This is a genomic window from Mammaliicoccus sciuri (genome assembly GCF_025561425.1).
Classification (GTDB): domain Bacteria; phylum Bacillota; class Bacilli; order Staphylococcales; family Staphylococcaceae; genus Mammaliicoccus; species Mammaliicoccus sciuri_A.
The window spans coordinates 1,613,949-1,640,083 of record NZ_CP094824.1 but is presented as its reverse complement, the minus strand read 5'-3'; the positions used below and the strand labels follow the sequence as shown (position 1 = coordinate 1,640,083).

Annotated in this window: 17 protein-coding genes; 13 read left to right on the top strand and 4 right to left on the bottom strand. The window is 32.0% G+C overall.

The window, feature by feature from the left end; all coding sequences use genetic code 11:
* Positions 1–63 precede the first annotated feature (63 nt).
* The 3 genes from sbcD to MUA60_RS08430 all read left to right on the top strand — a co-directional run bounded on the left by sbcD (position 64) and on the right by MUA60_RS08430 (position 4,932).
* Complete coding sequence (gene sbcD / locus MUA60_RS08440; RefSeq protein ID WP_262647883.1) at positions 64–1,191, top strand: exonuclease subunit SbcD; 1,128 nt, start codon at positions 64–66, stop codon at positions 1,189–1,191.
* 1 nt (position 1,192) lies between these two features.
* Entirely contained in the window at positions 1,193–4,216 is a 3,024-nt protein-coding gene (sbcC, locus tag MUA60_RS08435) for an exonuclease subunit SbcC (RefSeq protein ID WP_262647882.1), read from the top strand.
* A 95-nt stretch (positions 4,217–4,311) separates the two neighbouring features.
* Positions 4,312–4,932, top strand: a complete 621-nt coding sequence (locus MUA60_RS08430) for an SCO family protein (RefSeq protein ID WP_262647881.1) — start codon at positions 4,312–4,314, stop codon at positions 4,930–4,932.
* Between the two features lie 68 nt (positions 4,933–5,000).
* Here the strand turns inward: MUA60_RS08430 and mscL are convergent, their stop codons facing one another.
* Positions 5,001–5,351: a large conductance mechanosensitive channel protein MscL gene (gene mscL / locus MUA60_RS08425; protein ID WP_262647880.1), complete on the bottom strand. Its 351-nt coding sequence runs from the start codon at positions 5,349–5,351 to the stop codon at positions 5,001–5,003.
* Positions 5,352–5,551: 200 nt separating this feature from the next.
* Here mscL and MUA60_RS08420 point away from each other — a divergent pair, with 200 nt between their 5' ends.
* The 3 genes from MUA60_RS08420 to menI all read left to right on the top strand — a co-directional run bounded on the left by MUA60_RS08420 (position 5,552) and on the right by menI (position 10,741).
* A complete protein-coding gene (locus MUA60_RS08420; RefSeq protein ID WP_262647879.1) occupies positions 5,552–7,177 on the top strand; it encodes a glycine betaine uptake BCCT transporter in 1,626 nt (541 codons plus the stop codon).
* Positions 7,178–7,422: 245 nt separating this feature from the next.
* Complete coding sequence (acnA, locus tag MUA60_RS08415; RefSeq protein ID WP_262647878.1) at positions 7,423–10,131, top strand: aconitate hydratase AcnA; 2,709 nt, start codon at positions 7,423–7,425, stop codon at positions 10,129–10,131.
* A gap of 163 nt (positions 10,132–10,294) precedes the next feature.
* The gene (gene menI / locus MUA60_RS08410; protein WP_262641093.1) at positions 10,295–10,741 is read left to right on the top strand and encodes a 1,4-dihydroxy-2-naphthoyl-CoA hydrolase MenI; all 447 of its coding nucleotides are present in this window, start codon (positions 10,295–10,297) and stop codon (positions 10,739–10,741) included.
* Between the two features lie 53 nt (positions 10,742–10,794).
* Here menI and MUA60_RS08405 read toward each other — a convergent pair whose 3' ends face one another.
* Together MUA60_RS08405 and plsY are read right to left on the bottom strand one after the other, a co-directional pair.
* Positions 10,795–11,094, bottom strand: coding sequence for a HesB/YadR/YfhF family protein (locus tag MUA60_RS08405; protein ID WP_025905926.1), 300 nt, complete (start codon positions 11,092–11,094; stop codon positions 10,795–10,797).
* A gap of 13 nt (positions 11,095–11,107) precedes the next feature.
* Positions 11,108–11,689, bottom strand: coding sequence for a glycerol-3-phosphate 1-O-acyltransferase PlsY (plsY, locus tag MUA60_RS08400; protein ID WP_262650605.1), 582 nt, complete (start codon positions 11,687–11,689; stop codon positions 11,108–11,110).
* Positions 11,690–11,890: 201 nt separating this feature from the next.
* On the opposite strand from plsY, the gene parE reads away from it, so the two are divergent.
* The 3 genes from parE to MUA60_RS08385 all read left to right on the top strand — a co-directional run bounded on the left by parE (position 11,891) and on the right by MUA60_RS08385 (position 17,955).
* Entirely contained in the window at positions 11,891–13,894 is a 2,004-nt protein-coding gene (parE, locus tag MUA60_RS08395; protein WP_262647877.1) for a DNA topoisomerase IV subunit B, read from the top strand.
* Positions 13,894–16,308, top strand: coding sequence for a DNA topoisomerase IV subunit A (parC, locus tag MUA60_RS08390; RefSeq protein WP_262647876.1), 2,415 nt, complete (start codon positions 13,894–13,896; stop codon positions 16,306–16,308). Before parE ends, parC begins: the two co-directional genes overlap by 1 nt.
* Before the next feature lie 84 nt (positions 16,309–16,392).
* Positions 16,393–17,955, top strand: coding sequence for a glutamine transporter AlsT (locus MUA60_RS08385; RefSeq protein WP_262647875.1), 1,563 nt, complete (start codon positions 16,393–16,395; stop codon positions 17,953–17,955).
* Between the two features lie 43 nt (positions 17,956–17,998).
* Here MUA60_RS08385 and MUA60_RS08380 read toward each other — a convergent pair whose 3' ends face one another.
* The gene (locus MUA60_RS08380) at positions 17,999–18,982 is read right to left on the bottom strand and encodes a DUF1002 domain-containing protein (protein ID WP_262647874.1); all 984 of its coding nucleotides are present in this window, start codon (positions 18,980–18,982) and stop codon (positions 17,999–18,001) included.
* 101 nt (positions 18,983–19,083) lie between these two features.
* Here MUA60_RS08380 and glcT point away from each other — a divergent pair, with 101 nt between their 5' ends.
* The 4 genes from glcT to mprF all read left to right on the top strand — a co-directional run bounded on the left by glcT (position 19,084) and on the right by mprF (position 26,127).
* Positions 19,084–19,920, top strand: a complete 837-nt coding sequence (gene glcT / locus MUA60_RS08375) for a glucose PTS transporter transcription antiterminator GlcT (protein ID WP_262647873.1) — start codon at positions 19,084–19,086, stop codon at positions 19,918–19,920.
* A gap of 123 nt (positions 19,921–20,043) precedes the next feature.
* Positions 20,044–22,110 (top strand): glucose-specific PTS transporter subunit IIBC, encoded by a 2,067-nt coding sequence (gene ptsG / locus MUA60_RS08370; protein WP_262647872.1) that lies wholly within the window; start codon positions 20,044–20,046, stop codon positions 22,108–22,110.
* Between the two features lie 216 nt (positions 22,111–22,326).
* Complete coding sequence (locus tag MUA60_RS08365) at positions 22,327–23,481, top strand: AI-2E family transporter (protein ID WP_262650604.1); 1,155 nt, start codon at positions 22,327–22,329, stop codon at positions 23,479–23,481.
* 120 nt (positions 23,482–23,601) lie between these two features.
* Complete coding sequence (gene mprF / locus MUA60_RS08360) at positions 23,602–26,127, top strand: bifunctional lysylphosphatidylglycerol flippase/synthetase MprF (RefSeq protein WP_262647871.1); 2,526 nt, start codon at positions 23,602–23,604, stop codon at positions 26,125–26,127.
* Positions 26,128–26,135 lie beyond the last annotated feature (8 nt).

Sequence of the window (26,135 nt, the reverse complement as noted above, 5' to 3'; positions counted from 1 at the left end):
TTAGATTTAGTATAAATGAAGCGTTTCAACCTGTCTAATAAATATTATAAAAGGAGCTATTAAATGAAAATTTTACATACTGCTGATTGGCACATTGGTAAAACCATCAATGGTCAATCATTAATAGAAGATCAAAAGTTTATACTTTCAAAATTAATCGATGCAATTAAAGAACATCAACCAGATATTGTCGTGATTAGCGGTGATTTATATGACTTACATTATCCTAATAAGGAGGCAATGGTTGTACTTGAAGATGCACTTTCAACAATCAATTTAGAACTTAACACACCAATTATAGCTATAAGTGGAAATCATGATGGTAAAGAACGTTTAAACTACGGAGAAAGATGGTTCGAAAAAACAGGCTTAAAAATTATAACAGGATACAATCAGTTGCTTGAACCAATTAAAGTCAATGATGTCAATATATACGTGATGCCTTACTTTACACCTGCTGATATTAGACATGTATATGAAGTGAAAGATATTCATACACATCAAGAAGCGACTGGATTTATTGTTAATAAAATGAAAGAAGTAATAAATGAAGATGAAACGAATATTTTAATAGGTCATTTATTCGTTGCTGGTGGTGAATCGACAGACTCTGAAAGACCATTATCTATTGGGACTATAGAAACAGTTAGTGCACAAACCTTTGATATATTCGATGCTGTATTACTAGGTCATTTACATCACCCATTTGCGATACAGTCTGATTACATATTTTATTCTGGAACGCCAATGCAATATTCATTTTCAGAGGCAAACCAAGCTAAAGGATATAGATTATTTGATTTTGGTCATAAAACATTTAAACAGTCATTTATACCAATAGAACCTAAAAGAGCATTTCAAGTGATACAAGCAAGCTATGAAGATGTCATACATGAAAAGTTAGACATCAAGCATAAAGATGATTATTTTCACTTTAAATTATCTGATATGGACCATGTGACAGATCCACTTATGAAGATAAGAAGTATATATCCTAATACACTTCAAATATCTAGACAAGACTATGAAGTTGCAAATGATGAAATAGATGTGGATGTTCATACTTTGACGGATTTAGAAATTATTGAATCGTTTTACGATCATGTAACGGGTGAACCGTTAGAAGGTATAAAAAGAGAGAAAATTATCGCATTGTTAGAAAATGATTTAAATAAGGGGGCACAAGAATAAAATGAGACCTTTATTATTAAAGATGCAATATTTTGGACCATTTATAAATGAAGAAGTGGATTTTACACATTTATCTAAATCACAATTATTTTTAATATGTGGTAAGACAGGATCAGGTAAAACGATGATCTTTGATGCGTTGGTTTACGCTTTGTTTGGTAAGACATCGACAGAGTCTCGAGAAGAAGTCGATTTACGAAGTCATTTTGCAGATCCTAAGTTACCAACAAAAGTAGAATTTGAATTCGAAATTAAAAATGAGCAATATAGCGTCGTAAGAACAGTGAAATACATTAAAGAAGGTAATAAAAACCCAACCAATGCCACTGTTGAAGTATATAAAAAAATTAATGATAAGTGGTCATTAGAAACGAAAAGCATTAATACAAGTAATGATTATTTAAAAGCATTATTACATATGAATGTTAAGCAGTTTAGACAAATATTGATTCTTCCTCAAGGTGAATTCAAACAGTTTCTCGTATCGAACAGTACAGATAAAAGAAGTATATTAAGAACTCTATTCGATAGTAATCGTTTTGAGACGTTGCAAGAACAATTAGAGTTAGAAATGAAGAAAGAAATCGCATTAATCGAAAGTCACTATCAAAAAATCACACAGTATATAAATGATATGCATGATTTTGATGATGAAACGTTACAAGAACATAAACAAGTTGAAGGCTATCGTTATGAAGTGATTCAAGAGGCATTATCGTCATATGAAGCGGTAGGACAAGATAAGTTAAAAGAAATAACAGATTTGAAATCTAAACAACAGCAACAAGTTAGTGAAATTGAAAGTGTCTTTGAACGAGAGAAGGCATTAAAAGATAACTTTGAAACTTTAAAAGTTAAAGAAGCAGAATTAAATCAGTTGAAAAGTGAAGAAAAAGAAATCAATGATTTGAAGAAACAAGTCAAATACTTAAAAAGTGTACAGTCTTTAACTTATCAATATCATCAACTTAAAGATAAAGAAACTAATCATACAAACGAAATAAAAAATGAAGAAGTACTTCAAAAACAAATAAGGGATAATACGCAAAAATTAGAAGCAATTGTACAACAAATAAATAATCTACATAAAGAACATGAACAAATTGAAGAATATAGAGCATTTGTTCAAAATACGAAGCATATAAAAGTAAATATTGAAAAATATATAGAAGCAGAACAAGACATAGTAAAACAACGAGAAAAACAAGAAACTTTAAAAAAGGCAATTGAACAAAATGAGCAAGAAACAGATGAACTTCATACTAAACTTGGGCAAATAACGTATGATGAACAAGATGAGCAAAATCAATTAAAAGAACAAGAAACAATGAAGTTAACATTACAAGGTCTAGAAACAACACAAAAACTATATGTAGATAAACAAGCGTTGGAAGAGAAAGTACAAGCATATAATCGTCAATTAGTAGAATATGAAAATGAAAAAACATCACTCGAACAACAAAACGATGTCGAAAAGACATTTGATATATTGAATGTTGAAGATGAAATATTAAAAATTCAAAAGCATGTTCATAAAGGTGAAGATTGTCCTATATGTGGCTCGATCATAGAAACAATCAATGGAGATGTTGATTTTGAAAGCTTAAAACAAGAAAAAGCGAAGCAATTAGAAGTTGAACAGCAGTTACAAGTAGTAAATCAACACATTACGACTTATAAAGAAAGAATTAATTTAACGAATGAACAATTGAACAAGCTAAGTGATGTTAAGGATGTACAAAAGGATATTGCATCATTGAATGAAAGTCTTGAACAAATAGTGAGTACTTTAAAAACATATCAAGAAAATCGTCAGCATATTCAACATCTACAAAAAGAAATAAGCGATGCAGAAAAGCAAATGACAGAACACACATTACAATTAAATGATTTAAATCATAAAGTATCGACATATGAAAATGATTTAGCGTACTTTAAAAAAGAGACGGGATACAATGAAGTATCATCATTTGTTGAACGAGTGAATACGTTAGAAAACACATTATCTAAGTTTGATCATAATATGAAACAATTAAACGAACAACAAGAGCACTATCAAAAAGATAAGCAAACATTACAAATGCAACATACTACGGTTAAAGAACGTTTATCTATGATTGAAGAACAAATTAAATCTACAAAAGATTATTTAAACACTGAAATGAACAAACATGACATTTCATCATATGCTCAGTTAGATGAATTGTTGTTACAAGTAGAGGATATTGATCGATTAGAAGAAAATGCTCAGCAATATGATAAAAAGTATATAGAAGTTGAAGCGGTCGTTAAAGAGCTTAGTAAAAAGATAAAAGATCAAGAAATGCCTGATATCGCTAATACAGAAGAACAATTAGTAAGTGCTAAAGAAACGCTGAACAATTTAGTTAAACAATTGAATCAACTTCAATTGAAAGTTGAACAAAATGACCAAAAATCTAAAGCAATTCTTAATGTGATAGATAAGATTAATCAAGACCTTAAAGAACAAGAAGGAATGATTGATTTATCGAGAACGATGAATGGGAAGAATAGCCAGAAGCTATCATTGGAGAATTATGTGCTGATTTATTATTTAAATCACATATTAGATAATGCAAATAGACATTTCCTTAAAATGACGAATAATCGCTATCAACTCGTGCGTAGAAAGGAAAAATCACAAGGGTTAAGTGGTTTGGAAATTGAAGTGTTTGATAGATTTTCAAATAGAACGAGACATATTACGTCATTATCAGGTGGTGAAACATTCCAAGCGTCGTTGTCATTGGCGATAGGATTGTCGAATGTTGTACAGCAAGAAGCGGGTGCCATTCATTTAGAATCCATGTTTATCGATGAAGGATTTGGTACGTTGGATGCTGAAACTTTAGAAACTGCACTCGATACACTCGTTAATATACAAATGTCTGGTCGTTTAGTTGGCATTATTTCTCACGTATCCGAATTAAAGACAAGAATTCCTACCATATTAAATGTAAACAAGAATGGATTTTTAAGTACAACATCATTCTCGAATAATTGAATGACACATCAAAGACATAAATAGATTAAATTATGTATTTAAGTTGTGATTTTAATTTGATATATTTTAACTAACAGAGTTATGGGAGTGTTAGGATGAAAAAGGGAATATTTCTAATATTGGTTGCAAGTATGATGTTGATAATAAGTGCATGTAGTAATAATGCGATTGAACCGGACAGTCGATTTGGCAATAAAATGCAGTCATTTAATGTAACTGATCAAGATGGTCATAAATTTTCACAAAAAGATATGAAAGGGAAAGTGTATATTGCTGACTTTATCTTTACGAATTGTGAAACAGTATGCCCACCAATGACATACAACATGAGTACGGTCATTGATCAACTTGAAAAAGATGGCGTTAAAAATTATGGGGTATTAAGTTTTAGTGTGGATCCAGAAAATGATACACCGAAAAAACTTAAAGATTACGTTAAACAATATAATGTACCAGACAATAAATGGACATTATTAACGAATTATGATTTCAAATTTATTAAACAATACGCACAAGATAACTTTAAATCAATCGTGGCACCACCACCAAAAGGTAGTACTCAAGTCACACATGGTACAAGTTTCTATTTAATAGATCAGAATGGAAAGATCATTAAATCATATAGCGGACAGGATGCTGGGGATAAAAAATTTCCGAAATCAGAAATTGTAGCTGATGTTAAAACATTAGTAGAAGAAGGTCCAGTAGAAGATTAATAAAGATATTAAAAAAACATCGATTATTGAAAAAACAATAATCGATGGTTTTTTTAAATATGTAAAACTTACTTTTCGCGTAAAGCGTCGCGGATTTCTGTAAGTAATACAGTTTGTTCGTCAACTTCTTCTTCTTTTTTCATAACAGTATTTGCAATTTTGATGAATACAAATAGTGCGAATGCGACGATTAAGAAGTCAATGATAGATTGGATGAATAGACCGTACTTGATACCCATTAATGACCATTTTTCAGCGAAGTCTACTTCTCCAAAAATTAATCCAATAAGTGGCATTATGACGTTCTCAACTAAAGATGTAACAATTTTGTTAAAGGCAGCACCAATAACAACGGCGATTGCTAAATCTAAAACGTTACCTTGCAAAGCAAAGTCTTTAAATTCTTTTAATAATGACATATTAAACACCTCCTTATCGAATTTTATCATACATGAATATGGCATAAAAAGAAATAGTCAATTTGATTTTAGGTGTAATATTTGTTAAAATGTTGAATGTTGCTGTTTTCATATATCACTTATTTGAAAATATCACGAATAAAATAAGTTAAAACGGGAATACATAATTTAAAGTTTGTTATTTTGAAAGGAGAATTATAATGGCCAATATTCCAACACATCCAAATGGGAAAAAAGTTTCAAATGTTTTTACAATTAGTGCCATAGTTGTTGCAATCATTGTTGCACTAGGTGTTATTTTTCCAACTCAGTTTGGTGAAATAACTGGTAATATCAGTGCATGGATTTCAAAATACTTTGGTTGGTATTACATGATTATCACAATTGGTATGGTATTTTTCTGTGTATTCATTATATTTAGCCCAATTGGAAAGTTAAAATTAGGTAGACCACATGATAAACCAGAATTTAATACAATTTCTTGGTTTGCAATGTTATTCAGTGCTGGTATGGGTATCGGACTTGTGTTCTACGGTGCAGCTGAACCAATGTCTCACTTTGTTTCACCACCGAATGCTGATCCAGAAACTAAAGCAGCGATGACGGAGTCCATGCGTTCTACATTCTTACACTGGGGCTTCCATGCGTGGGCAATATACGGTGTAGTTGCTTTAGCGTTAGCTTACTCTCAATTTAGAAAAGGTGAACCTGGTTTACTATCTAAAACATTAAGACCAATTTTAGGGAACAGAGTAGATGGTCTTATAGGTATCATTATTGATGTGTTATCAGTATTCGCAACTGTTGTAGGGGTTGCCGTATCATTAGGTATGGGTGCTTTACAGATCAATGGTGGATTAGAATATTTATTTGGAATTCCAAATAATATTGTTATACAAGGAATCATCATCGTTATTGTAACGATTTTATTCTTAATGAGTGCATGGAGTGGACTTAGTAAAGGCATCCAATATTTAAGTAACTTAAATATTATTTTAGCTTCACTTTTACTTATCGTTACTTTAATTATCGGTCCAACAATTTTAATTGCAAATATGTTTACATCATCAACTGGTGCACTATTCGATTCATTCTTGTTCAATAGTTTTGATGTAGCACCGTTAAATCCTCAAAAGAGTGAATGGTTAAATTCATGGACACTTTACTATTGGGGTTGGTGGATGAGTTGGAGTCCATTCGTAGGTATATTCATTGCCCGCGTTTCTAGAGGACGTTCAATTCGTGAATTTATTTTAGGTGTTATGCTTGTACCAACAATCATTAGCTTTATTTGGTTCAGTGTATTTGGTGTAACAGGTATTGAAGTTGGTAAGTCAAACCCAGAAGTCTTCAAAATGACTACAGAAACTCAATTGTTTGGTGTATTTAATGAATTACCAATGGGTGCGATTCTATCTATTATTGCATTAGCATTAATCTGTACATTCTTTGTAACTTCTGCAGACTCTGCAACATTCGTTCTAGGTATGCAGACAACATATGGATCATTAGAACCAGCAGTTAGAGTGAAGATTGTATGGGGTGTTGCACAATCACTTATTGCATTCGTATTATTATTATCTGGTGGAGATACTGGATTAAATGCATTACAATCAGCAGCAATTATTTCAGCATTCCCGTTTAGTTTCATTATCATTATGATGATTGTCGCGTTCTATAAAGATGCAAACCAAGAAAGAAAATATCTTGGATTATCGATTACACCGAATAAGCATCGTATGAAAGAATATGTAGAAAAATCTAAACGAGAATATGAACAAGAATTAAAAGAACAACGTCGTTTAGCAAGAGAAATGGAAGATTAATAAGTGATAGGCTGAGACAAATTAATGTCTCAGCCTATTTTTATTTATAGTTGATAATCATTATCAACTAATAACTAGAAATTATGTATATTTGAAAATACATAAGTAAAACTTATAGTATCCTATTATAAACTTGAATGATAAATATATTCATTTTTAAGCGTAATGTATTGTTTTACTAAAGTATTGATTATACAATTGTATATGAAGCATTAACTTGCACAATTTTAAAGGGGGAACAAATAATGAGCTCAAGTTTAAAAGAACAATCTAAAAAATCTTTTGAATTGAACGGCAAAACATACACGTTTTATAGCTTAAAAACATTAGACGAATTAGGTTTATCTAATGTTGATAAACTACCTTATTCTATTCGTGTATTATTAGAATCAGTTTTAAGACAGTTTGACGGACGTGTCATTAAAGAAGAACATATTATGAATTTAGCAAAATGGGGTAAATCTAACGATGCTAATGCAGAAGTACCATTTAAGCCATCACGTGTTATTCTACAAGACTTCACAGGTGTACCTGCAGTTGTAGACTTAGCTTCTTTACGTAAAGCGATGGATGATGTTGGTGGAGATGTTTCTAAAATCAACCCTGAAGTACCTGTTGATTTAGTTATTGACCACTCTGTACAAGTAGATAGCTATGCATTACCAAATTCATTAGAAATGAATATGAAATTAGAATTCGAACGTAATATCGAGCGTTACCAATTCTTAAACTGGGCAACAAAATCATTTGATAACTATCGCGCTGTACCACCAGCTACTGGTATTGTTCACCAAGTTAACTTGGAATACTTAGCAAGTGTTGTACACATTAGAGAAGAAGAAAATGAACTTGTAACTTACCCAGATACTTTAGTAGGTACTGACTCACATACAACAATGATCAACGGTATTGGTGTATTAGGTTGGGGTGTAGGTGGTATTGAAGCCGAAGCAGGTATGCTTGGTCAACCTTCATACTTCCCAGTTCCTGAAGTTATCGGTGTTAAATTAACAAACGAATTACCACAAGGTACAACAGCTACTGACTTAGCTTTACGTGTAACTGGAGAGTTACGTAAAAAAGGTGTTGTCGGTAAATTTGTTGAATTCTTTGGTCCTGGTGTAGAAAAATTACCATTAGCAGACAGAGCAACAATTGCTAACATGGCGCCTGAATATGGTGCTACTTGTGGTTTCTTCCCAGTAGATGATGAATCATTAAGTTACTTACGTTTAACTGGACGTTCTGAAGAACAAGTTAATGTTGTAGAGAAATACTTAAAAGAAAACAACATGTTCTTCAATGCTGAAAATGTAGAACCAACATATACAGATGTTGTAAATCTAGATTTATCAACAGTTGAAGCATCCTTATCTGGTCCTAAACGTCCACAAGATTTAATCAAATTAAGCGACATGAAAAAATCATTTGTTGAATCAGTGACTGCACCAGCAGGTAACCAAGGTCATGGTTTGGATAAATCAGAATTTGATAAATCTGTAGATATTGAATTACAAGATGGTACGAAGACTTCAATGAAGACTGGTGACATTGCAATTGCAGCCATTACTTCATGTACAAACACTTCTAACCCATATGTAATGTTAGGTGCAGGATTAGTAGCGAAAAAAGCAATCGAAAAAGGCTTAAAAGTACCAGATTACGTTAAGACTTCATTAGCACCTGGTTCAAAAGTTGTTACAGGCTATTTACGTGACGCTGGATTACAAGAATATTTAGATGATCTTGGATTCAACTTAGTTGGTTATGGTTGTACAACTTGTATCGGTAACTCAGGTCCATTATTACCTGAAATTGAAAAAGCGATTGCTGAGGAAGATTTACTTGTTACTTCAGTATTATCTGGTAACCGTAACTTCGAAGGTCGTATTCATCCATTAGTTAAAGCTAACTACTTAGCATCACCACAATTAGTTGTTGCTTATGCATTAGCTGGTACTGTTGATATCGACTTACAAAATGATCCAATTGGTAAAGGATCTAATGGTGAAGATGTATACTTAAAAGACATCTGGCCATCAATTGAAGAAGTTAGAGACACTGTATTATCAGTTGTTACACCTGAACTATTTAGAGAAGAATACAAAACAGTATTTGAATCTAATGAAGTTTGGAATCAAATTGAAACAACAGATCAACCATTATATGACTTTGATCCTAATTCAACATATATCCAAAACCCTACATTCTTCCAAGGTTTATCTAAAGAACCAAAAGATATTCAACCTTTAAGTGAGTTAAGAGTAATGGGTAAATTTGGTGACTCAGTTACAACTGACCATATTTCTCCTGCAGGTGCAATCGGTAAAGATACACCAGCTGGTAAATACTTGCAAGATCACGATGTAGCAATTAGAGACTTTAACTCATACGGTTCTCGTCGTGGTAACCATGAAGTTATGATGAGAGGTACTTTTGCAAACATTCGTATTAAGAACCAATTAGCACCTGGAACTGAAGGTGGATTCACAACTTATTGGCCAACAGAAGAAGTAATGCCTATCTTTGATGCTTCAATGAAATATCAAGAAAATGGTATTGGTTTATGTGTACTTGCTGGTAATGACTACGGTATGGGTTCTTCTCGTGACTGGGCAGCTAAAGGTACAAATCTTTTAGGTGTTAAAACGGTTATTGCTCAAAGTTACGAACGTATTCACCGTTCTAACCTTGTTATGATGGGTGTATTACCTTTACAATTCAAAAAAGGTGATTCAGCAGATAGCTTAGGTTTAACTGGTAGAGAAGCTATTTCAGTAGATATTCATGAAGGTGTTAAACCTCGTGATATTCTTAAAGTAACAGCTACAAGCGAAGACGGTAAAGTTACTGAATTTGAAGCTTTAGCAAGATTCGACTCAGAAGTTGAAATTGATTACTACAGACACGGTGGTATTCTTCAAATGGTATTAAGAAACAAATTAGCACAATAATATAAAGCTAATTCATAGATGAGCAGTAGATATTCTTTTTAAATTGAATGTCTACTGCTTTTTATATAAAAATTAAATATATGTATTTAAAAGAATATAATCACAGGCGTAAATATATTTATGTTATGATTAGGTTAAGGAATTTAGAAAGAGGGATTGAATCATGATTTATAGTGAAACACCAATAGATGTTAGATATGCAGAGACCGATAAAATGGGCGTTGTTTATCACGCGAATTATGCTATTTGGTTCGAAGTGGCGAGAACAGATTACATTTATAAAGCGGGATTTAGTTATGCAGATATGGAGAATGCAGGAATTATATCTCCTGTAGTTGATTTGAACATTTCTTATAAGAAGTCTATAACATACCCTGAAAAAGTCATCATTAAAACGTGGATTTCTCATTATTCACCTATAAGATCAATTTATTCTTATGAGATATTAAATGAACAACGAGAAGTTGTGTCAACAGGATCAACAACACATGTTTGCTTGAAAAAAGGTTCAAACAGACCCATTAGATTAGATAAGAGTTTCCCTGAATGGCATAATGCATATTTGAAAATTCATGAAGAAACTGAACAAGGTGTAGATCGTAAACTATAATAAATAAGCAGATGTGTTTCGCTTAATACACGAAATACATCTGCTTTTATAGTTTATCTTGAAGCTTTGACTTCATATTTAATTTCTCCATTATCATTTAAATCAATTACTAAGTCATTATCATCAAAGTACCATAAATCTTTTTCATCAATAAAAAATGGAATATCGTTTTTCTCGTCTTTAAAACCAACTTCAGAAGAACTTAATTCTTCTACAGTAAATGCGGGTGAGAAGCCTTGTTTTAACTGAAATTCACCGCCATAACGAACGAAAAATCGTAAGGCTTGATCATCATTGAATTCTAATTCGTCTTTAAACCATTCGATAGCTTTTTCAGTAATTTCTAAATTCATAGTGCATTCTCCTTTACATCCATTTGATTTTTGGTTCTTGTCCTTTGAATATTCTTACGATATTTGATTGGTGTCTGACGAGCAGTATAACCAATATTGCAATAGATACGATTAAGAAAGGTATATCACCAATGATAATTGCACCTATAAAACAACTTATACCCGCTACAATACTAGATAATGATACATATTTAGTTAAATATAGAATTACAAAGAATATAATAGCTAGTATAATTAGTAGTATCGGATGTACACCTAGAACTGCACCTGCACTTGTTGCAACGGCTTTTCCACCTTTGAATTTCAAAAATATTGGAAATACATGTCCGATTACTGCACAAATACCTACAAATATGCTAGGAATATCTACATTAAACCATATTGGGAAGAAAACTACAATAAAACCTTTGAAGATGTCTAAAAACATCACGATAAATCCAGCTTTTTTTCCTAATACTCTAAATGTATTTGTAGCACCTAGGTTGCCACTTCCAAATTGTCGAATATCTTTTTTATAAAATAACTTACCTAACACAAGGCCACTTGGGAAACATCCAACTAAGTAGCTAAGTATAATAACAACAAATGTCATTATTGAAACACTCCTTTGATAGCAGGTACTAATAGTTTACCATAACTGTATATCGGTTACTATTTAAAAATATGATAATGTCTGAACAATGTAAAGGGAAATTGTACCACAATTAGGGATAGGGCTTGCATTTTCTAGGGATTTATAACAAAATAACTATTGTAAAGTAAAAGAAACGAACGTACGTTTGTAGGAGGAGAAATATTGAATAAACAAGCAAAAGTTCAATATGGTGAAGATTCAATACAAGTACTCGTAGGTTTAGAAGCAGTAAGAAAAAGACCTGGTATGTACATTGGTTCAACAGATGTCCGCGGACTTCACCATTTAGTATATGAAATAGTAGATAACTCTGTTGATGAAATTTTAAATGGCTTCGGTACGGAAATCGAAGTGACCATTCATAAAGATAATAGTATTTCTGTTCATGATAACGGCAGGGGGATGCCTACAGGATTACATAAGACTGGTAAACCGACACCTGAAGTTATATTTACTGTCCTTCATGCCGGCGGTAAATTCGGTCAAGGCGGCTATAAAACATCTGGAGGACTACACGGTGTGGGTGCTTCAGTTGTTAATGCTTTGAGTGAATGGTTAGAAGTAACGATTTATAGAGAAGGTCATATTTATAAACAAAAATTCAAAAACGGTGGCGTACCTGTTACAACATTAGAGAAAAAGGGGAAAACACGTAAAACGGGTACAACTGTTCATTTCAAACCAGATCCTAAAATATTTAAAGCTTCAACTCATTTTAACTTTGAAACGTTATGTGAAAGACTTCAAGAATCAGCATTTTTACTGAAAGCACTTAAGATAAAAGTAACGGATTTAAGGGGAGAAGAAAGAAGGGAAGTATTTTATCATTATGAAGATGGTATTAAAGAATTTGTAAATTATTTAAACGAAGGCAAAGACGTGTTACATGACGTTGCAATTTTTAGTGGCGAATCAAATGGAATCGAAGTTGATATTAGTTTTCAATTTAATGACCAATATTCTGAAACAATTCTAAGTTTCGTTAATAATGTTCGTACTAAAGACGGAGGTACACATGAAACAGCCTTAAAGACAGCATTTACACGTGTATTCAATGAATATGCACGTAAAATTGGTGAACTTAAACAAAAAGATAAAAATCTTGATGGTAGTGACATTCGTGAAGGTTTGACAGCTATTATTTCTGTAAGAATTCCAGAAGATTTATTACAGTTCGAAGGTCAAACTAAGTCTAAATTAGGTACAACTGAAGCACGTGCAGCTGTTGATTCCGTTATGTCAGATCAACTGCCTTTCTACTTAGAAGAAAAAGGCCAATTATCAAAAGCATTACTTAAAAAAGCGATTAAAGCATCTCAAGCACGTGAAGCAGCAAGAAAAGCACGAGAAGAAGCTAGAAATGGTAAGAAAAACAAACGTAAAGAAACTTTGTTATCTGGTAAATTAACGCCAGCACAAAGTAAAAATACAGAGAAAAACGAACTTTATTTAGTCGAAGGGGATTCTGCCGGAGGATCAGCTAAATTAGGGCGTGATCGTAAATTCCAAGCAATTTTACCGTTAAGAGGTAAAGTTATTAATACAGAAAAAGCTAAACTTGAAGATATCTTTAAAAATGAAGAAATCAATACGATTATTCATACAATAGGTGCTGGTGTAGGTGCAGACTTTAATATTGAAGATAGTAACTACAACAAAGTGATTATTATGACAGATGCCGATACAGATGGTGCACATATTCAAGTATTACTATTAACTTTCTTCTTCAAGTATATGAGACCGCTATTAGAAGCAGGTAGAGTATATATTGCATTACCACCTTTATATAAATTAGAAAAAGGTAAAGGTAAGTCAAAACAAGTTGAATATGCATGGACCGATGAAGATTTAGAAGTATTAATGAAGAAAATTGGTAAAGGTTTCACACTACAACGATACAAAGGTTTAGGTGAAATGAATGCCGATCAACTTTGGGAAACAACAATGGATCCTGAAACAAGAACGTTAATTCGAGTAAGCATTGATGATGAAGTACGTTCACAACGAAGAGTGACTACATTGATGGGTGACAAAGTTGAACCACGTAGAGAATGGATTGAAAGACACGTTCAATTTGGTATGCAAGAAGATCAAAGTATACTTGAAAGTGATGACATTCAAGTACTTGATGATGAAGTAGAATCATTAGAGGAGGAAGTTAAATAATGGTTGAACAAATTCAAAACCTTCCTTTAGAAGATGTAATTGGAGATAGATTCGGTAGATATAGTAAATATATCATTCAAGATCGTGCACTGCCTGATGTACGAGATGGATTAAAACCTGTACAACGTAGAATATTGTTTGCGATGTATAAAGACGGTAATACGTATGATAGAAACTTTAGAAAAAGTGCTAAAACGGTTGGTAACGTAATCGGTAATTATCATCCACATGGTGATTCTTCTGTATACGATGCAATGGTTCGTATGAGTCAAGATTGGAAATTGAGACACGTACTAATAGAAATGCATGGTAATAACGGTAGTATTGATAATGACCCTCCAGCAGCAATGCGTTATACTGAGGCTAAATTAAGTAAGTTAGCTGAAGTATTATTACAAGATATCGATAAAGAAACAGTTGAACATGTACAAAACTTTGATGATACTGCGATGGAGCCGATGGTATTGCCAGCTAGGTATCCTAACTTATTAGTCAATGGATCCACAGGTATTTCTGCTGGATATGCAACTGATATTCCACCGCATAATCTAGGAGAAGTCATTGATGCGACATTAAAGCTTATCGATAAGCCAAGCACATCTGTAGATGAATTAATTGAACATATAAAAGGACCGGATTTCCCAACAGGCGGTATTATTCAAGGGTTAGATGGTATTAAGAAAGCCTATAAAACAGGTAAAGGTAAAATCGTTGTTAGAAGTAAAGTAGAAATAGAAAAAATTAGAGGCGGAAGAGAACAAATAGTCGTAACTGAAGTACCATTTGAAGTTAACAAAGGTACGTTAGTTAAGAAAATTGATGAACTCAGAGCAGATAAGAAAATTGAAGGTATTGTAGAAGTTCGTGATGAAACAGATAGAGAAGGTTTACGAATTGCCATTGAACTTAAGAAAGATATTAATAGTGAAGGTGTTCTGAATTATCTTTATAAGAACACAGACTTACAAGTGCTTTATCATTTCAATATGGTTGCAATTAATAATAGAAGACCTGAATTATTGGGCCTCAAACAAATTCTTGAAAGTTATATTGAACATCAAAAAGAAGTCGTAACAAGACGTTCTCAATATGAATTATCTCAAGCACAAAAACGTATGCACATCGTTGAAGGTTTAATTAAAGCATTGTCTATTTTAGACGAAGTTATTGAAACAATTAGAGCTTCTAAAAACAAACGTGATGCGAAGGAAAATTTAATTGCGAAATATGAATTTACTGAAGAACAAGCTGAAGCAATCGTAATGTTACAACTTTATAGATTAACAAACACAGATATTGTTTCTTTAGAAAATGAATTTGATGAACTTAAACAAACTATCGAACGCTTAAAAGATATTTTACAAAATGAAAAATCATTATTTAAAGTGATTAAAAATGAACTTAGAGCAGTTCGAAAAGAATTTGCTGATGAACGTTTAACCGAAATCGAAGAAAAAATTGAAGAAATTAAAATTGAAAAAGAAATTTTAGTTCCAAGTGAAGAAACTATTGTTTCTGTTACGCATGATGGATACATTAAACGTACGTCTAATAGAAGTTATATCGCAAGTGGTGTTGAAGAAGTTGGGCTTAAAGACGGTGACTACTTATTAATGCACGAAAAAATGAATACGCAAGATACTTTAATTGTATTCACAAATAAAGGTAATTACTTATTTATACCTGTACATGAAATTGTGGACTTAAAGTGGAAAGATCTTGGTAAACATATTTCACAAATGATTCCAATTGATGATGATGAACTTGTCATTTCTGTAAATAAAGAAACAGATTTCAAGTTATCGTCTAATTATATTATCGCGACGAAAAACGGCATGATCAAAAAGTCTACAAATGATAAATTTAAAGCGAGCAGAATTACAAAACCACTCGTTGCCATTAAACTTAAAGGTGACGATGAAGTTGTTTCTGTATTGAAAATAGAAAATGATGAACTTATAACAGTCATTACCGAAAAAGGTATGAGCTTAACTTATGATACGGATGAGTTATCCGATATTGGTTTGAAAGCAGCCGGTGTTAAATCTATTAACTTGAAAGATAATGATAAAGTTGTGATGACAGATAAATTACCAAATGATCAATCCGTGTTTATTGTGACAGATCGTGGTTCAGTTAAAAGAATGAAAGCAGAACAATTTGTACCTGCTAAAAGATCTCAACGTGGTTTAATGATCTTGAAAGAACTAAAATCTAAAGCGCATAGAATCGTATTTGCTAGAACATTAGCAGAAGATGAAACATGTGTGATGATTTCAGAAAAAGATCAAATCAAAGTGAATACTAAAGACTTTAACTTTAGTGAACGATACACAAATGGTCGATTTGTTGTTGACGAGAATGACTTTGGTCAAGTTATTGATGCATATTTTGAAGAAAAATCTATAGATTAAAAAAATATAGTCATAATGAATGGCACATGGTAAAATCATGATAGCAATTTATTATGACTATATTATTAGAATTGAGGGATTTATTTGAAAGATTTTGATAGTTATATCCCAGATTGGTTTCATAATTTTGTCCAATGGGGTAATGATTTAATTTGGACTCAAAACTTAATTTTCCTATTACTACTAGCTGGTGTATTCTTTACAATAAGTTCTAGAGTAGTACAACTTAGATGGCTACCAGAAATGTTTAGAGTCATTTTCGAAAAACCTGAAACATTAGAAGATGGAAGAAAAGGTATATCTTCTTTCCAAGCATTTGCTATAAGTGCTGCTTCTCGTGTTGGTACTGGTAATATCGCAGGTGTTGCAACAGCGATTGTATTAGGTGGCCCAGGTGCAGTATTTTGGATGTGGGTTATTGCATTTATTGGTGCAGCAAGTGCATTCTTTGAAGCAACATTAGCACAAGTATATAAAGTTAAAGATAAAGAAGGTGGGTTCCGTGGTGGACCAGCTTATTACATAGAACGTGGTTTAGGTCAGAAATGGCTTGGTGTTGTGTTTGCAATACTTATAACAGTAACGTTTGCATTTGTATTTAACACAGTTCAATCTAATACGATTGCAGCTTCTTTAAATGAACAGTATGAATTTTCAAATGTGATAACTGGAATTATCTTGGCTATTATTACAGCATTAGTTATTTTTGGTGGTGTAAGAAGTATCGCAACAGTATCTTCATTTATCGTGCCAATTATGGCAGTTGGATATATCGGTTTAGTTGGTTATATCTTATTTGTGAATGCTGATCAAATTTGGCCAATGATTCAAAATATCGTAAAAAGTGCATTTGGTTTACATCCTGCATTTGGTGGGGCAATGGGATTTGCAGTTATGCAAGGTATTAAACGTGGCTTGTTCTCAAACGAAGCTGGTATGGGTTCTGCAGCAAACGCAGCAGCAACAGCAGCCGTAAGTCACCCAGTTAAACAAGGTTTAATCCAAGCGTTAGGTGTATTCTTTGATACTATGATTATCTGTTCATCAACAGCAATCATGTTATTACTTTATACTGATTTACAATTTGGAGTAGATGCGCCTCAAGGTGTGGCTGTTACGCAACAAGCACTTACAACACATGTTGGTGAATTCGGTGGTATATTCTTAACAATAGCCGTATTTATGTTTGCATTCTCTTCAATTATTGGTAACTATTACTACGGTCAATCAAATATTGAATACTTAACTAAAAATAAAATCATAATGTTTATCTTTAGAGCTTTAGTAGTAGCCATGGTCTTTGTAGGATCAGTTGTACAAGTACAAACAGTATGGGATACAGCAGACTTATTTATGGGATTAATGGCAATCATCAATATCGTAGCGCTATTCGGACTTGCAACAGTTGTATTTGAAGTTGCTAAAGATTATCGTGCACAAAGAAAGCGTAAGTTAAATCCAGTATTTAAAATTGAAAACTTAAAAGTTAACTATAATAATATCGAAGCATGGGGCGATAACCCTTATGCAACATTAAACAAAAAAGAAACAACAGAACAATCACCTGAAGTAAATACAAAGTATGAAGAACCTAAAGAAGATACTTTTGACATTATTAAAGATGATGATAAAGACGAAGATAAATAATATAAGAAAAACGCCGTGGGCACTAGCCCATGGCGTTTTCAATTTATTTAAATAAGTTTGCAATTGAATTGAAGATATCTTTAATGGCATTTACGATTTTATCCCAGAAACCTTCGTCTTGAAGTTTGTCTTTAATATCGTTACCTAAATCTTCTGCTTTTTTCTTTGCATCTTTAAATTCATCTGATTTAACTAAATCATTAACATAATCTTTTGAGTTATTAATAAAGTCTTTTGCATTTTCACCGCTAAAGACACCGTCTTTTTGTGCTTTATCAATAACATTAACAATCATATTAATTTGATTATCATTAATAACGTTTGTTAAGCCATTGTCTTCAATCTTCTGATTGACGATATTTGTAATTTCATTGATTGTTACATTACCTGATTTTTCAGCTACAGCTTGTTTAGATTCTGCAATCGTTTTGTTTAATTGTGATTGAGAAAATCCTTCTTGACCTTTATTTTCTTCAGTAATTTGGTTAATTGTAGATAATTCTTCTTGAGCGACTTGTGTTCTGCTTGATTCTACTTCTTCACCTTGTTCTTCAAATGCTTTATATACACCAGCTAAGGCACTTTCGCCAGTTACATCTTCACTAGATGCAATTGTAACATCTGCATCTTGAATACCAGCTGTCATTAAAGCATTTTTATATGTGTCTTTAGTTACTTTTGTAATTTGACCTTGGTCTTGATTGATCGTTAAGTTAAGACCACTACCTTTAGAAGTCTTTGTAATACGGATACTTGATTTTAAGACATCATTTGATGATTGCATATTTAAGTATTTATTTAAGTCATCAGCTGTAACGTAAGTTGTCTTGTCACTGTTTTTAGTGCCTAATAAGTTAGAAGTTGTATCTTTAGCACTTGAATTGTTTTGTAATGCTGCACCATAAACAGTAACGGCATTATCCCAAGCCTCTTCAGTTACCGCATGGGCTTGATGTTTCGGATATAAAATTGTAGATAATAATAAAACAGCAAGAACACTTATTATATATAGTTTCGTCTTTTTCATATGTTTGCACATCCTCGTATTTATTGATATAAAATATATCTATCATTATATTATCATCAAATGTATAATATGTAATAGGTCTTTAGAATGAGGTTTAATATATGGGAAAATACATTATCGAAAAAGCATTAAACAATAATGTGTTAGTTGCTAATTATTATGATAAAGAAGTTATATTAGTTGGTAAGGGGATTGGTTTCGGAAAAAAACAAGGTGAAGAAATTAATACAGATTTAATCGAAAAGGTATATTTATTAGAATCTGAAAATGATAAAAATAAATATAAGCAATTATTAGATGGTACAAATGATGAAGTGTTTAGTATCGTACTTGAAGTTGTAAATGGTATTGATAAGCAATTGGGTGGAAGTGTTAGTGAAAAGACATTAATATCTTTAACAGACCATATGTTATTTGCGATCAAGCGTATTAAAGAAGGTATACATGTTCATAATCCTTTTTTAAAAGAGACTGAATTGCTTTATCCGAGAGAATATCAAATAGCAGAAAAAGCTGTTAAAATATTAAATGAAAAATTAAACTTACAGTTTATTGAATCAGAAGCTGGATTTATTGCATTACATATCCACTCTGCTGAAGTAAACCATTCAATTCATGATATACACAATATAAAAGCGATTATTCAAAAAGCAATCATTATAATAGAAGAAGGCCTAGAAGTTGATATTAACAAAAATAGTATTAATTATAGTCGTTTTGTTCGGCACCTTCACTTTGCGATTCAAAGAGTATTGGCAGATGAACGAATTCCAGATGCAACTAATATCGAAACACTATTGAAAGCGCAATATCCATTGTGCTATAATATTTCTGTAAAGATAGTGAAGATGATGCAAACACAGTTGAAGAAGCCAGTATATCAATCTGAATTGGCATATTTAACGATGCACATCCAACACTTTAATAATAACTTATAAATTGCGTGTTACTGATACGATCAGGCATGAGCAAATAGACTTTACCGTAATGGTAAGTTTCTTTGCTCATGCCTTTTTTCATGCCGTAATTTATAAAGTTAAACAATTAGGAGGGTATTAATTATGTTTAAAAAGTTCTTTGGACAATTGCAACGTATTGGTAAAGCATTAATGTTACCAGTTGCGATTTTACCAGCAGCAGGTATTTTACTTGCGTTTGGTAATGCAATGCAAAACGATCAATTCGTTCAAATTGCACCTTGGTTAAAATCTGATGTTATTGTTATGATAGCTTCAGTAATGGAATCATCAGGTCAAATTATCTTTGATAATTTACCATTGCTATTCGCACTCGGGACTGCATTAGGTTTAGCTGGAGGAGATGGTGTTGCAGCATTAGCAGCATTAGTAGGTTACCTTATTATGAATACAACAATGGGTGTTGTTAAAGGTATTTCAATTGATGATATTTATAGCTACGCTGAAGGCGCTAAAACTTTAGGACAAACTGCTAAAGATCCAGCAAACGCATTAGTTCTTGGTATTCCAACACTTCAAACAGGGGTGTTTGGTGGTATTATAATGGGTGCTCTTGCAGCATGGTGTTACAACAAATATTATAATATCAACTTACCACCATTCTTAGGATTCTTTGCTGGTAAAAGATTCGTACCAATTATCACATCTGTAGTTGCAATTATTGCAGGTATTATTCTTTCATTTGCATGGCCACCAATTCAAGATGGCTTAAATAACTTATCTACATTCTTATTAGATAAGAACTTAGCTTTAACGACATTTATATTTGGTATTATTGAACGTGCTTTAATTCCATTTGGATTGCATCACATTTTCTACTCACCATTCTGGTTCGAATTTGGTAACTATGTAAATTCTGCTGGTGAATTAGTTCGTGGTGACCAAAGAATATTCATGGCACAAGTTAAAGACGGTGTACCATTTACAGCTGGTGCATTCACAACTGGTAAATATCCATTTATGATGTTTGGTTTACCAGCTGCAGCATTTGCAATCTATCGTCAAGCTCGCCCAGAGCGTAAAAAAGTTGTCGGTGGTTTAATGTTATCTGCAGGTTTAACATCATTCTTAACAGGTATTACTGAACCATTAGAATTCTCATTCTTATTCGTAGCGCCAGTATTATACAGTATTCATGTTATTTTAGCAGGTACATCATTCTTAGTGATGCATCTTCTACATATCCAAATCGGTATGACTTTCTCTGGTGGATTTATCGATTACGTCTTATACGGATTATTAAACTGGGATCGTACTAATGCATTACTTGTAATTCCAGTAGGTATTATTTATGCGTTAGTTTATTACTTCTTATTCACATTTGCGATTAAGAAATTCAACTTAAAAACACCTGGTCGTGAAGATAAAGAATCTGAAACACGCAACAGTTCAGTAGCTGAACTTCCATTCGATGTATTAGATGCAATGGGTGGTAAAGAAAACATCAAACATTTAGATGCATGTATTACGCGTTTACGTGTTGAAGTATTAAATAAATCTGAAGTAAACAAAGATGAACTGAAAAATTTAGGTGCTTCTGGTGTACTTGAAGTTGGTAACAATATTCAAGCTATTTTCGGTCCTAAATCAGATCAAATTAAACATGATATGGCACGTATCATTTCAGGAGAAATTACGAAACCTGATGAAACAACTGTTACTGAAGAAGGCGATCAAGAAAGTGCTGCTATTTTAGCTGAAGGTGGCGCAACAATTTATGCACCTATTAAAGGTGAAGTTGTTAATATCTCTGAAGTACCAGATAAAGTATTCTCTGAAAAAATGATGGGTGACGGCGTTGCAATTATTCCTGAAACTGGTGAAGTAGTTGCACCATTTGATGGTAAATTGAAAATGACATTCCCAACAAAACATGCAATCGGTTTAGAATCTAATGACGGTGTTGAATTATTAATCCACTTCGGTTTAGAAACAGTTAAATTAGAAGGTAAAGGATTTGAAATTTTAGCGGAAGCTGATACAGATATCGTTAAAGGTCAACCGTTAATGAAAGTAGATTTAGACTTTATTAAAGAAAATGCTGATAGTACTGTTACACCAATTGTTGTTACAAACCTTGGTGACGCTTCATTAGAAGTATTAACAACTGGTTCTGTTGAACAAGGCGATAAAATATTAGTCGTTAAATAAGACTTTTATGTTCTAGAAGATACATCTTTTTGGTGTATCTTTTTTTTATACCTAAAAATTAAACCATTATAATATTATTATGTAAACTATAATTGTAAATTTTTGTTTTTAAAGTGAAACGATTAGGGTATAATAGATTATAAATCTTTAAGAGGAGGGCTTATTTTGCAAAAAGAAAAGCATTCCAATAATTCTTTGAATAAAACAACACGTTTTATGCAGTTTTTCGGTGGACGTGATATTTATTTCATTTTAGGATTATTGATTTTGATAGGGTTAACAATATTTATATTCCAACATGTTTCATTTATTTTTGAACCTATCGTTACGATTACGACAACTTTAATTGGCCCAATTATTGTTGCGTTCGTTGCATTCTATTTGTTTAATCCTTTAATTAATTTTATGGAAAGGTTTAACATCTCTAGATTATGGGGGATCATCATATTATTATGTGTAATTATCGCAGCATTTACACTAATTGTGACGTTATTAATACCTGTTGTGCAACATCAAGTTGAGAGTTTATCTAAAAATTTACCTACATATTTCGATGAATTTAGTGATAAATTAAAAGAGCTTTCTCAAAATTCATTTGTAGCGGATTACTATACACAAGCTCAAAATTGGTTCCAACAAAACTTTAGTGATATTCCAAAGAAAATATCTAATTCAGTAGGGGATTTCAGTAATAAGTTTCAATCATTTGTATCTACAATTACACATGTTGTTGTGATCATTATTACATTCCCATTTGTATTATTCTTTTTACTTAAAGATGGTGCAAAGTTTAGAAATTACTTTATTAGATTAATGCCACCAAAATTCAGAAAAGATACACACGATTTAATTGATAAAATGAACGTTCAAGTTGGTTCTTATATTCAAGGTCAAATGATTGTTGCTTTCTGTATTGGTGTATTACTATTTATCGGTTATTCAATCATTGGATTAGACTATGCTTTAACATTAGCAAGTATTGCTGCTGTAACAAGTGTTGTACCGTATTTAGGTCCGATTATTGCTATTTCACCAGCAATTATTTTAGCAGCCATTGATTCACCATTTATGTTATTGAAACTTGCAATCGTTTGGGCTGCAGTTCAATTTTTAGAAGGACATTTTATTTCTCCAAATATTATGGGGAAAACTATGCAAATTCATCCTTTAACGATCATCTTTGTATTGTTATGTGCAGGTAATTTAGCAGGTGTACTTGGTGTTATTTTAGGTATTCCAGCTTATGCTATTATTAAAGTAGCTGTGACACATCTCTTCACATTATTTAAACGTCGTTATAATAAGTATTATCAAGATGACTCAGGTCCATACGAGTTTAAAGATGAAGAAGTTGTATACGAAAAAGAATAAACTATAAAGATAGACTGCCTTTAACTTTTGAAGCTTAATGGCAGTCTTTTTTAAACATTTTAATTTATATATTTATATGGTATTATTTGGGAGTATTACAGAATAAAAGAAGGTTGGAATATGAAACTATTAAATCGAAAGAAAATTTTGCCAATATTAAAGGTTCTATTTATATGTATCGTATTATGCATCGTTGTATTTGTATTGCATAATGAATTAGGGAAAATCGACTTTAAAAAGACTATCGTTCTTTTTAGAGAAATGAATACATTTTATTTTGTAGGCATCATTATATTAGGTGTACTGTCCGTTTCTGTTTTATCACTATATGACATGATGCTAAAGCAGTCTTTAAAAATCAGTTTACCGATACACAAAGTTTTATCCATTAGCTATATTATTAATACGTTTAACAGTATTTTAGGATTTGGTGGTTTAATAGGTGCGGGTTTAAGAATTTATTCTTATAGAAATGATGTAGAAGATAAGAAAAATTTAGTTAAAAGTGTTTCATTGTTATTGTTATCCATGTTAAGTGGTTTAAGTTTATTATGTGCACTTATTGTATTTCGTGTTTTTAATGCAGATGTATTACTAGCTGATATTTCATGGGCTAAAATTGTCATATATATTGGCAGCTTGTTTCTTCCATTATTTATAGTTGTGTCGTATTTGAAACCTTCTATAAGTCGAGATAGATTGCTTGGATTTAAGTTTACAATAGTATCTGCACTCGAATGGATTGCCGCGAGCTACTTATTATTTGTTATTTTAAAAGCTTTACATATACATGTAGACTTTGCGCACTTAGTCGGTATATTTGTCGTTGCTGCCTTATCAGGATTAATTAGTATGATACCTGGGGGATTTGGCGCGTTTGATTTAGTGATCTTATTAGGAATTAAGTCACTTGGCGTACCTGAAGAAAAAGTATTACTAGCGTTATTACTTTATAGAGTTGCTTGTTACTTCTTCCCATTTATAATCGCACTTGGTTTATCTACATTTGAATTTGGTAGTATCGCTAAAAAATACATCGAAGAAAGTAAATTCTATACACCAGCAGTTGATACAACATCGTTTATCAAGTCTGTGCAAAGTGACTTTATGAACAAAGTACCAACATTAGCGCTAGGGCTATTATCTGGTATAACAGGATTTGTCCTTTATTTTAATCACATTTTAATCTTATATGATGCTATTTACTCTCATCATTATACTTTTTATTCAATCTTATTAGCATTACATACAGCTTCTACACTTATGTTACTGATTTGTGCGAAAGGCGTTATGTCTGGTACGATGCGTTCTATACTCATGAGCATTATTTCCGTCATTGTAATGTTAGTTGTATCCATATTAACGAATAGCACGATCATTGCATTTTTATGGTTAACGACGCTTTTAGTATTATTATTTATCGGCTACAAAAATGCACTTGTTGTCAAAAAGATTGTGACACCTATGAAAATAGTTTTAAGTGGTGTATTAATTCTGACAATGTTTATTTTCAATAGAATTGTCACTAAAAATTATTTGAATTTATATCCACATGAAGTTACGAAATTTGATAAATATGCTGTGTTTACAATGTTCTTAATTGCTCTTGCGATATTATGTTTAATCGGTATGTGCATAACATATATTCTCTCTAAAAGATTCCAAAAAAGTTTATATACAAATGCAACATATGAAACGATACAGACTATTATCGACCAAAATCAAGGTTCATATGTGAGTCACTTAGCATTTACAGGAGATAAATCATTTTATGTTAATAAAGATGAAGATGTCTTTATTATGTATCGACACACGATGAATGCTGTTATCGTGTTAGGTGATCCAGTCGGTAACTCGGATAAATATCATGAAGTATTAAAAGAATTTTATGATCAAATGCACTTTTTAGGTCATGATATTATTTTCTATCAAGTACAAAGTAAATTACTTTCTTTATATCATGATTATGGAAATGTCTTTTTCAAATTAGGAGAAGAAGCGCTCATAGATCTCGAAACGTTTAGTTTATCTGGTAAGAAAAAACGTGGTATGCGTGCAACACATAATAAAATGGCGTCAGAAGGCTATCAATTTGAAATTATAGAAGTGCCATATGCACAAGATGACATCAATATGCTGAAATCTATTAGTGACGGCTGGTTAGGTGACAAGAGAGAAATGAGTTTCTCAGTTGGATCATTTGATGAAGATTATTTAAATAAAGCACCAATCGCAGTTATAAGAAATAATAGCAAAGAAATAGTAGGGTTCTGTTCATTAATGTATACGAACTATAATGATTCCATATCCGTAGATTTAATTAGATGGAACAAAGAAGTAGAACTACCAATGATGGATGCTTTATATATCCATATGTTGTTATGGGCACAAGAACAAGGCTATAAACAATTTAATATCGGAATGGCTACATTATCCAATGTAGGACATAATCAATATGCATATTTAAGAGAAAAATTTGCAGCAAAAGTATTTGAAAATATGAATGGATTATATAGCTTCCAAGGATTACGGAATTATAAACAAAAATTTTATCCAGAATGGGAACCGAGATATTTAGTATATCGTAAATATAGTTCGCTATTATGGAATTTAATAAGAGTATCTTTAACAATTAATCATAAATAAAAACCCAA

What these genes read in the sequence shown, in the direction of transcription:
- MUA60_RS08380 (WP_262647874.1), bottom strand. Translation starts at nt 18,982, where the DNA reads ATGAAAAAGACGAAACTATATATAATAAGTGTTCTTGCTGTTTTATTA.
- ptsG (WP_262647872.1), top strand. Translation starts at nt 20,044, where the DNA reads ATGTTTAAAAAGTTCTTTGGACAATTGCAACGTATTGGTAAAGCATTA.
- MUA60_RS08405 (WP_025905926.1), bottom strand. Translation starts at nt 11,094, where the DNA reads ATGAATTTAGAAATTACTGAAAAAGCTATCGAATGGTTTAAAGACGAA.
- sbcC (WP_262647882.1), top strand. Translation starts at nt 1,193, where the DNA reads ATGAGACCTTTATTATTAAAGATGCAATATTTTGGACCATTTATAAAT.
- parC (WP_262647876.1), top strand. Translation starts at nt 13,894, where the DNA reads ATGGTTGAACAAATTCAAAACCTTCCTTTAGAAGATGTAATTGGAGAT.
- menI (WP_262641093.1), top strand. Translation starts at nt 10,295, where the DNA reads ATGATTTATAGTGAAACACCAATAGATGTTAGATATGCAGAGACCGAT.
- glcT (WP_262647873.1), top strand. Translation starts at nt 19,084, where the DNA reads ATGGGAAAATACATTATCGAAAAAGCATTAAACAATAATGTGTTAGTT.
- MUA60_RS08430 (WP_262647881.1), top strand. Translation starts at nt 4,312, where the DNA reads ATGAAAAAGGGAATATTTCTAATATTGGTTGCAAGTATGATGTTGATA.
- acnA (WP_262647878.1), top strand. Translation starts at nt 7,423, where the DNA reads ATGAGCTCAAGTTTAAAAGAACAATCTAAAAAATCTTTTGAATTGAAC.
- MUA60_RS08365 (WP_262650604.1), top strand. Translation starts at nt 22,327, where the DNA reads ATGCAGTTTTTCGGTGGACGTGATATTTATTTCATTTTAGGATTATTG.
- mscL (WP_262647880.1), bottom strand. Translation starts at nt 5,351, where the DNA reads ATGTCATTATTAAAAGAATTTAAAGACTTTGCTTTGCAAGGTAACGTT.
- mprF (WP_262647871.1), top strand. Translation starts at nt 23,602, where the DNA reads ATGAAACTATTAAATCGAAAGAAAATTTTGCCAATATTAAAGGTTCTA.
- MUA60_RS08420 (WP_262647879.1), top strand. Translation starts at nt 5,552, where the DNA reads ATGGCCAATATTCCAACACATCCAAATGGGAAAAAAGTTTCAAATGTT.
- sbcD (WP_262647883.1), top strand. Translation starts at nt 64, where the DNA reads ATGAAAATTTTACATACTGCTGATTGGCACATTGGTAAAACCATCAAT.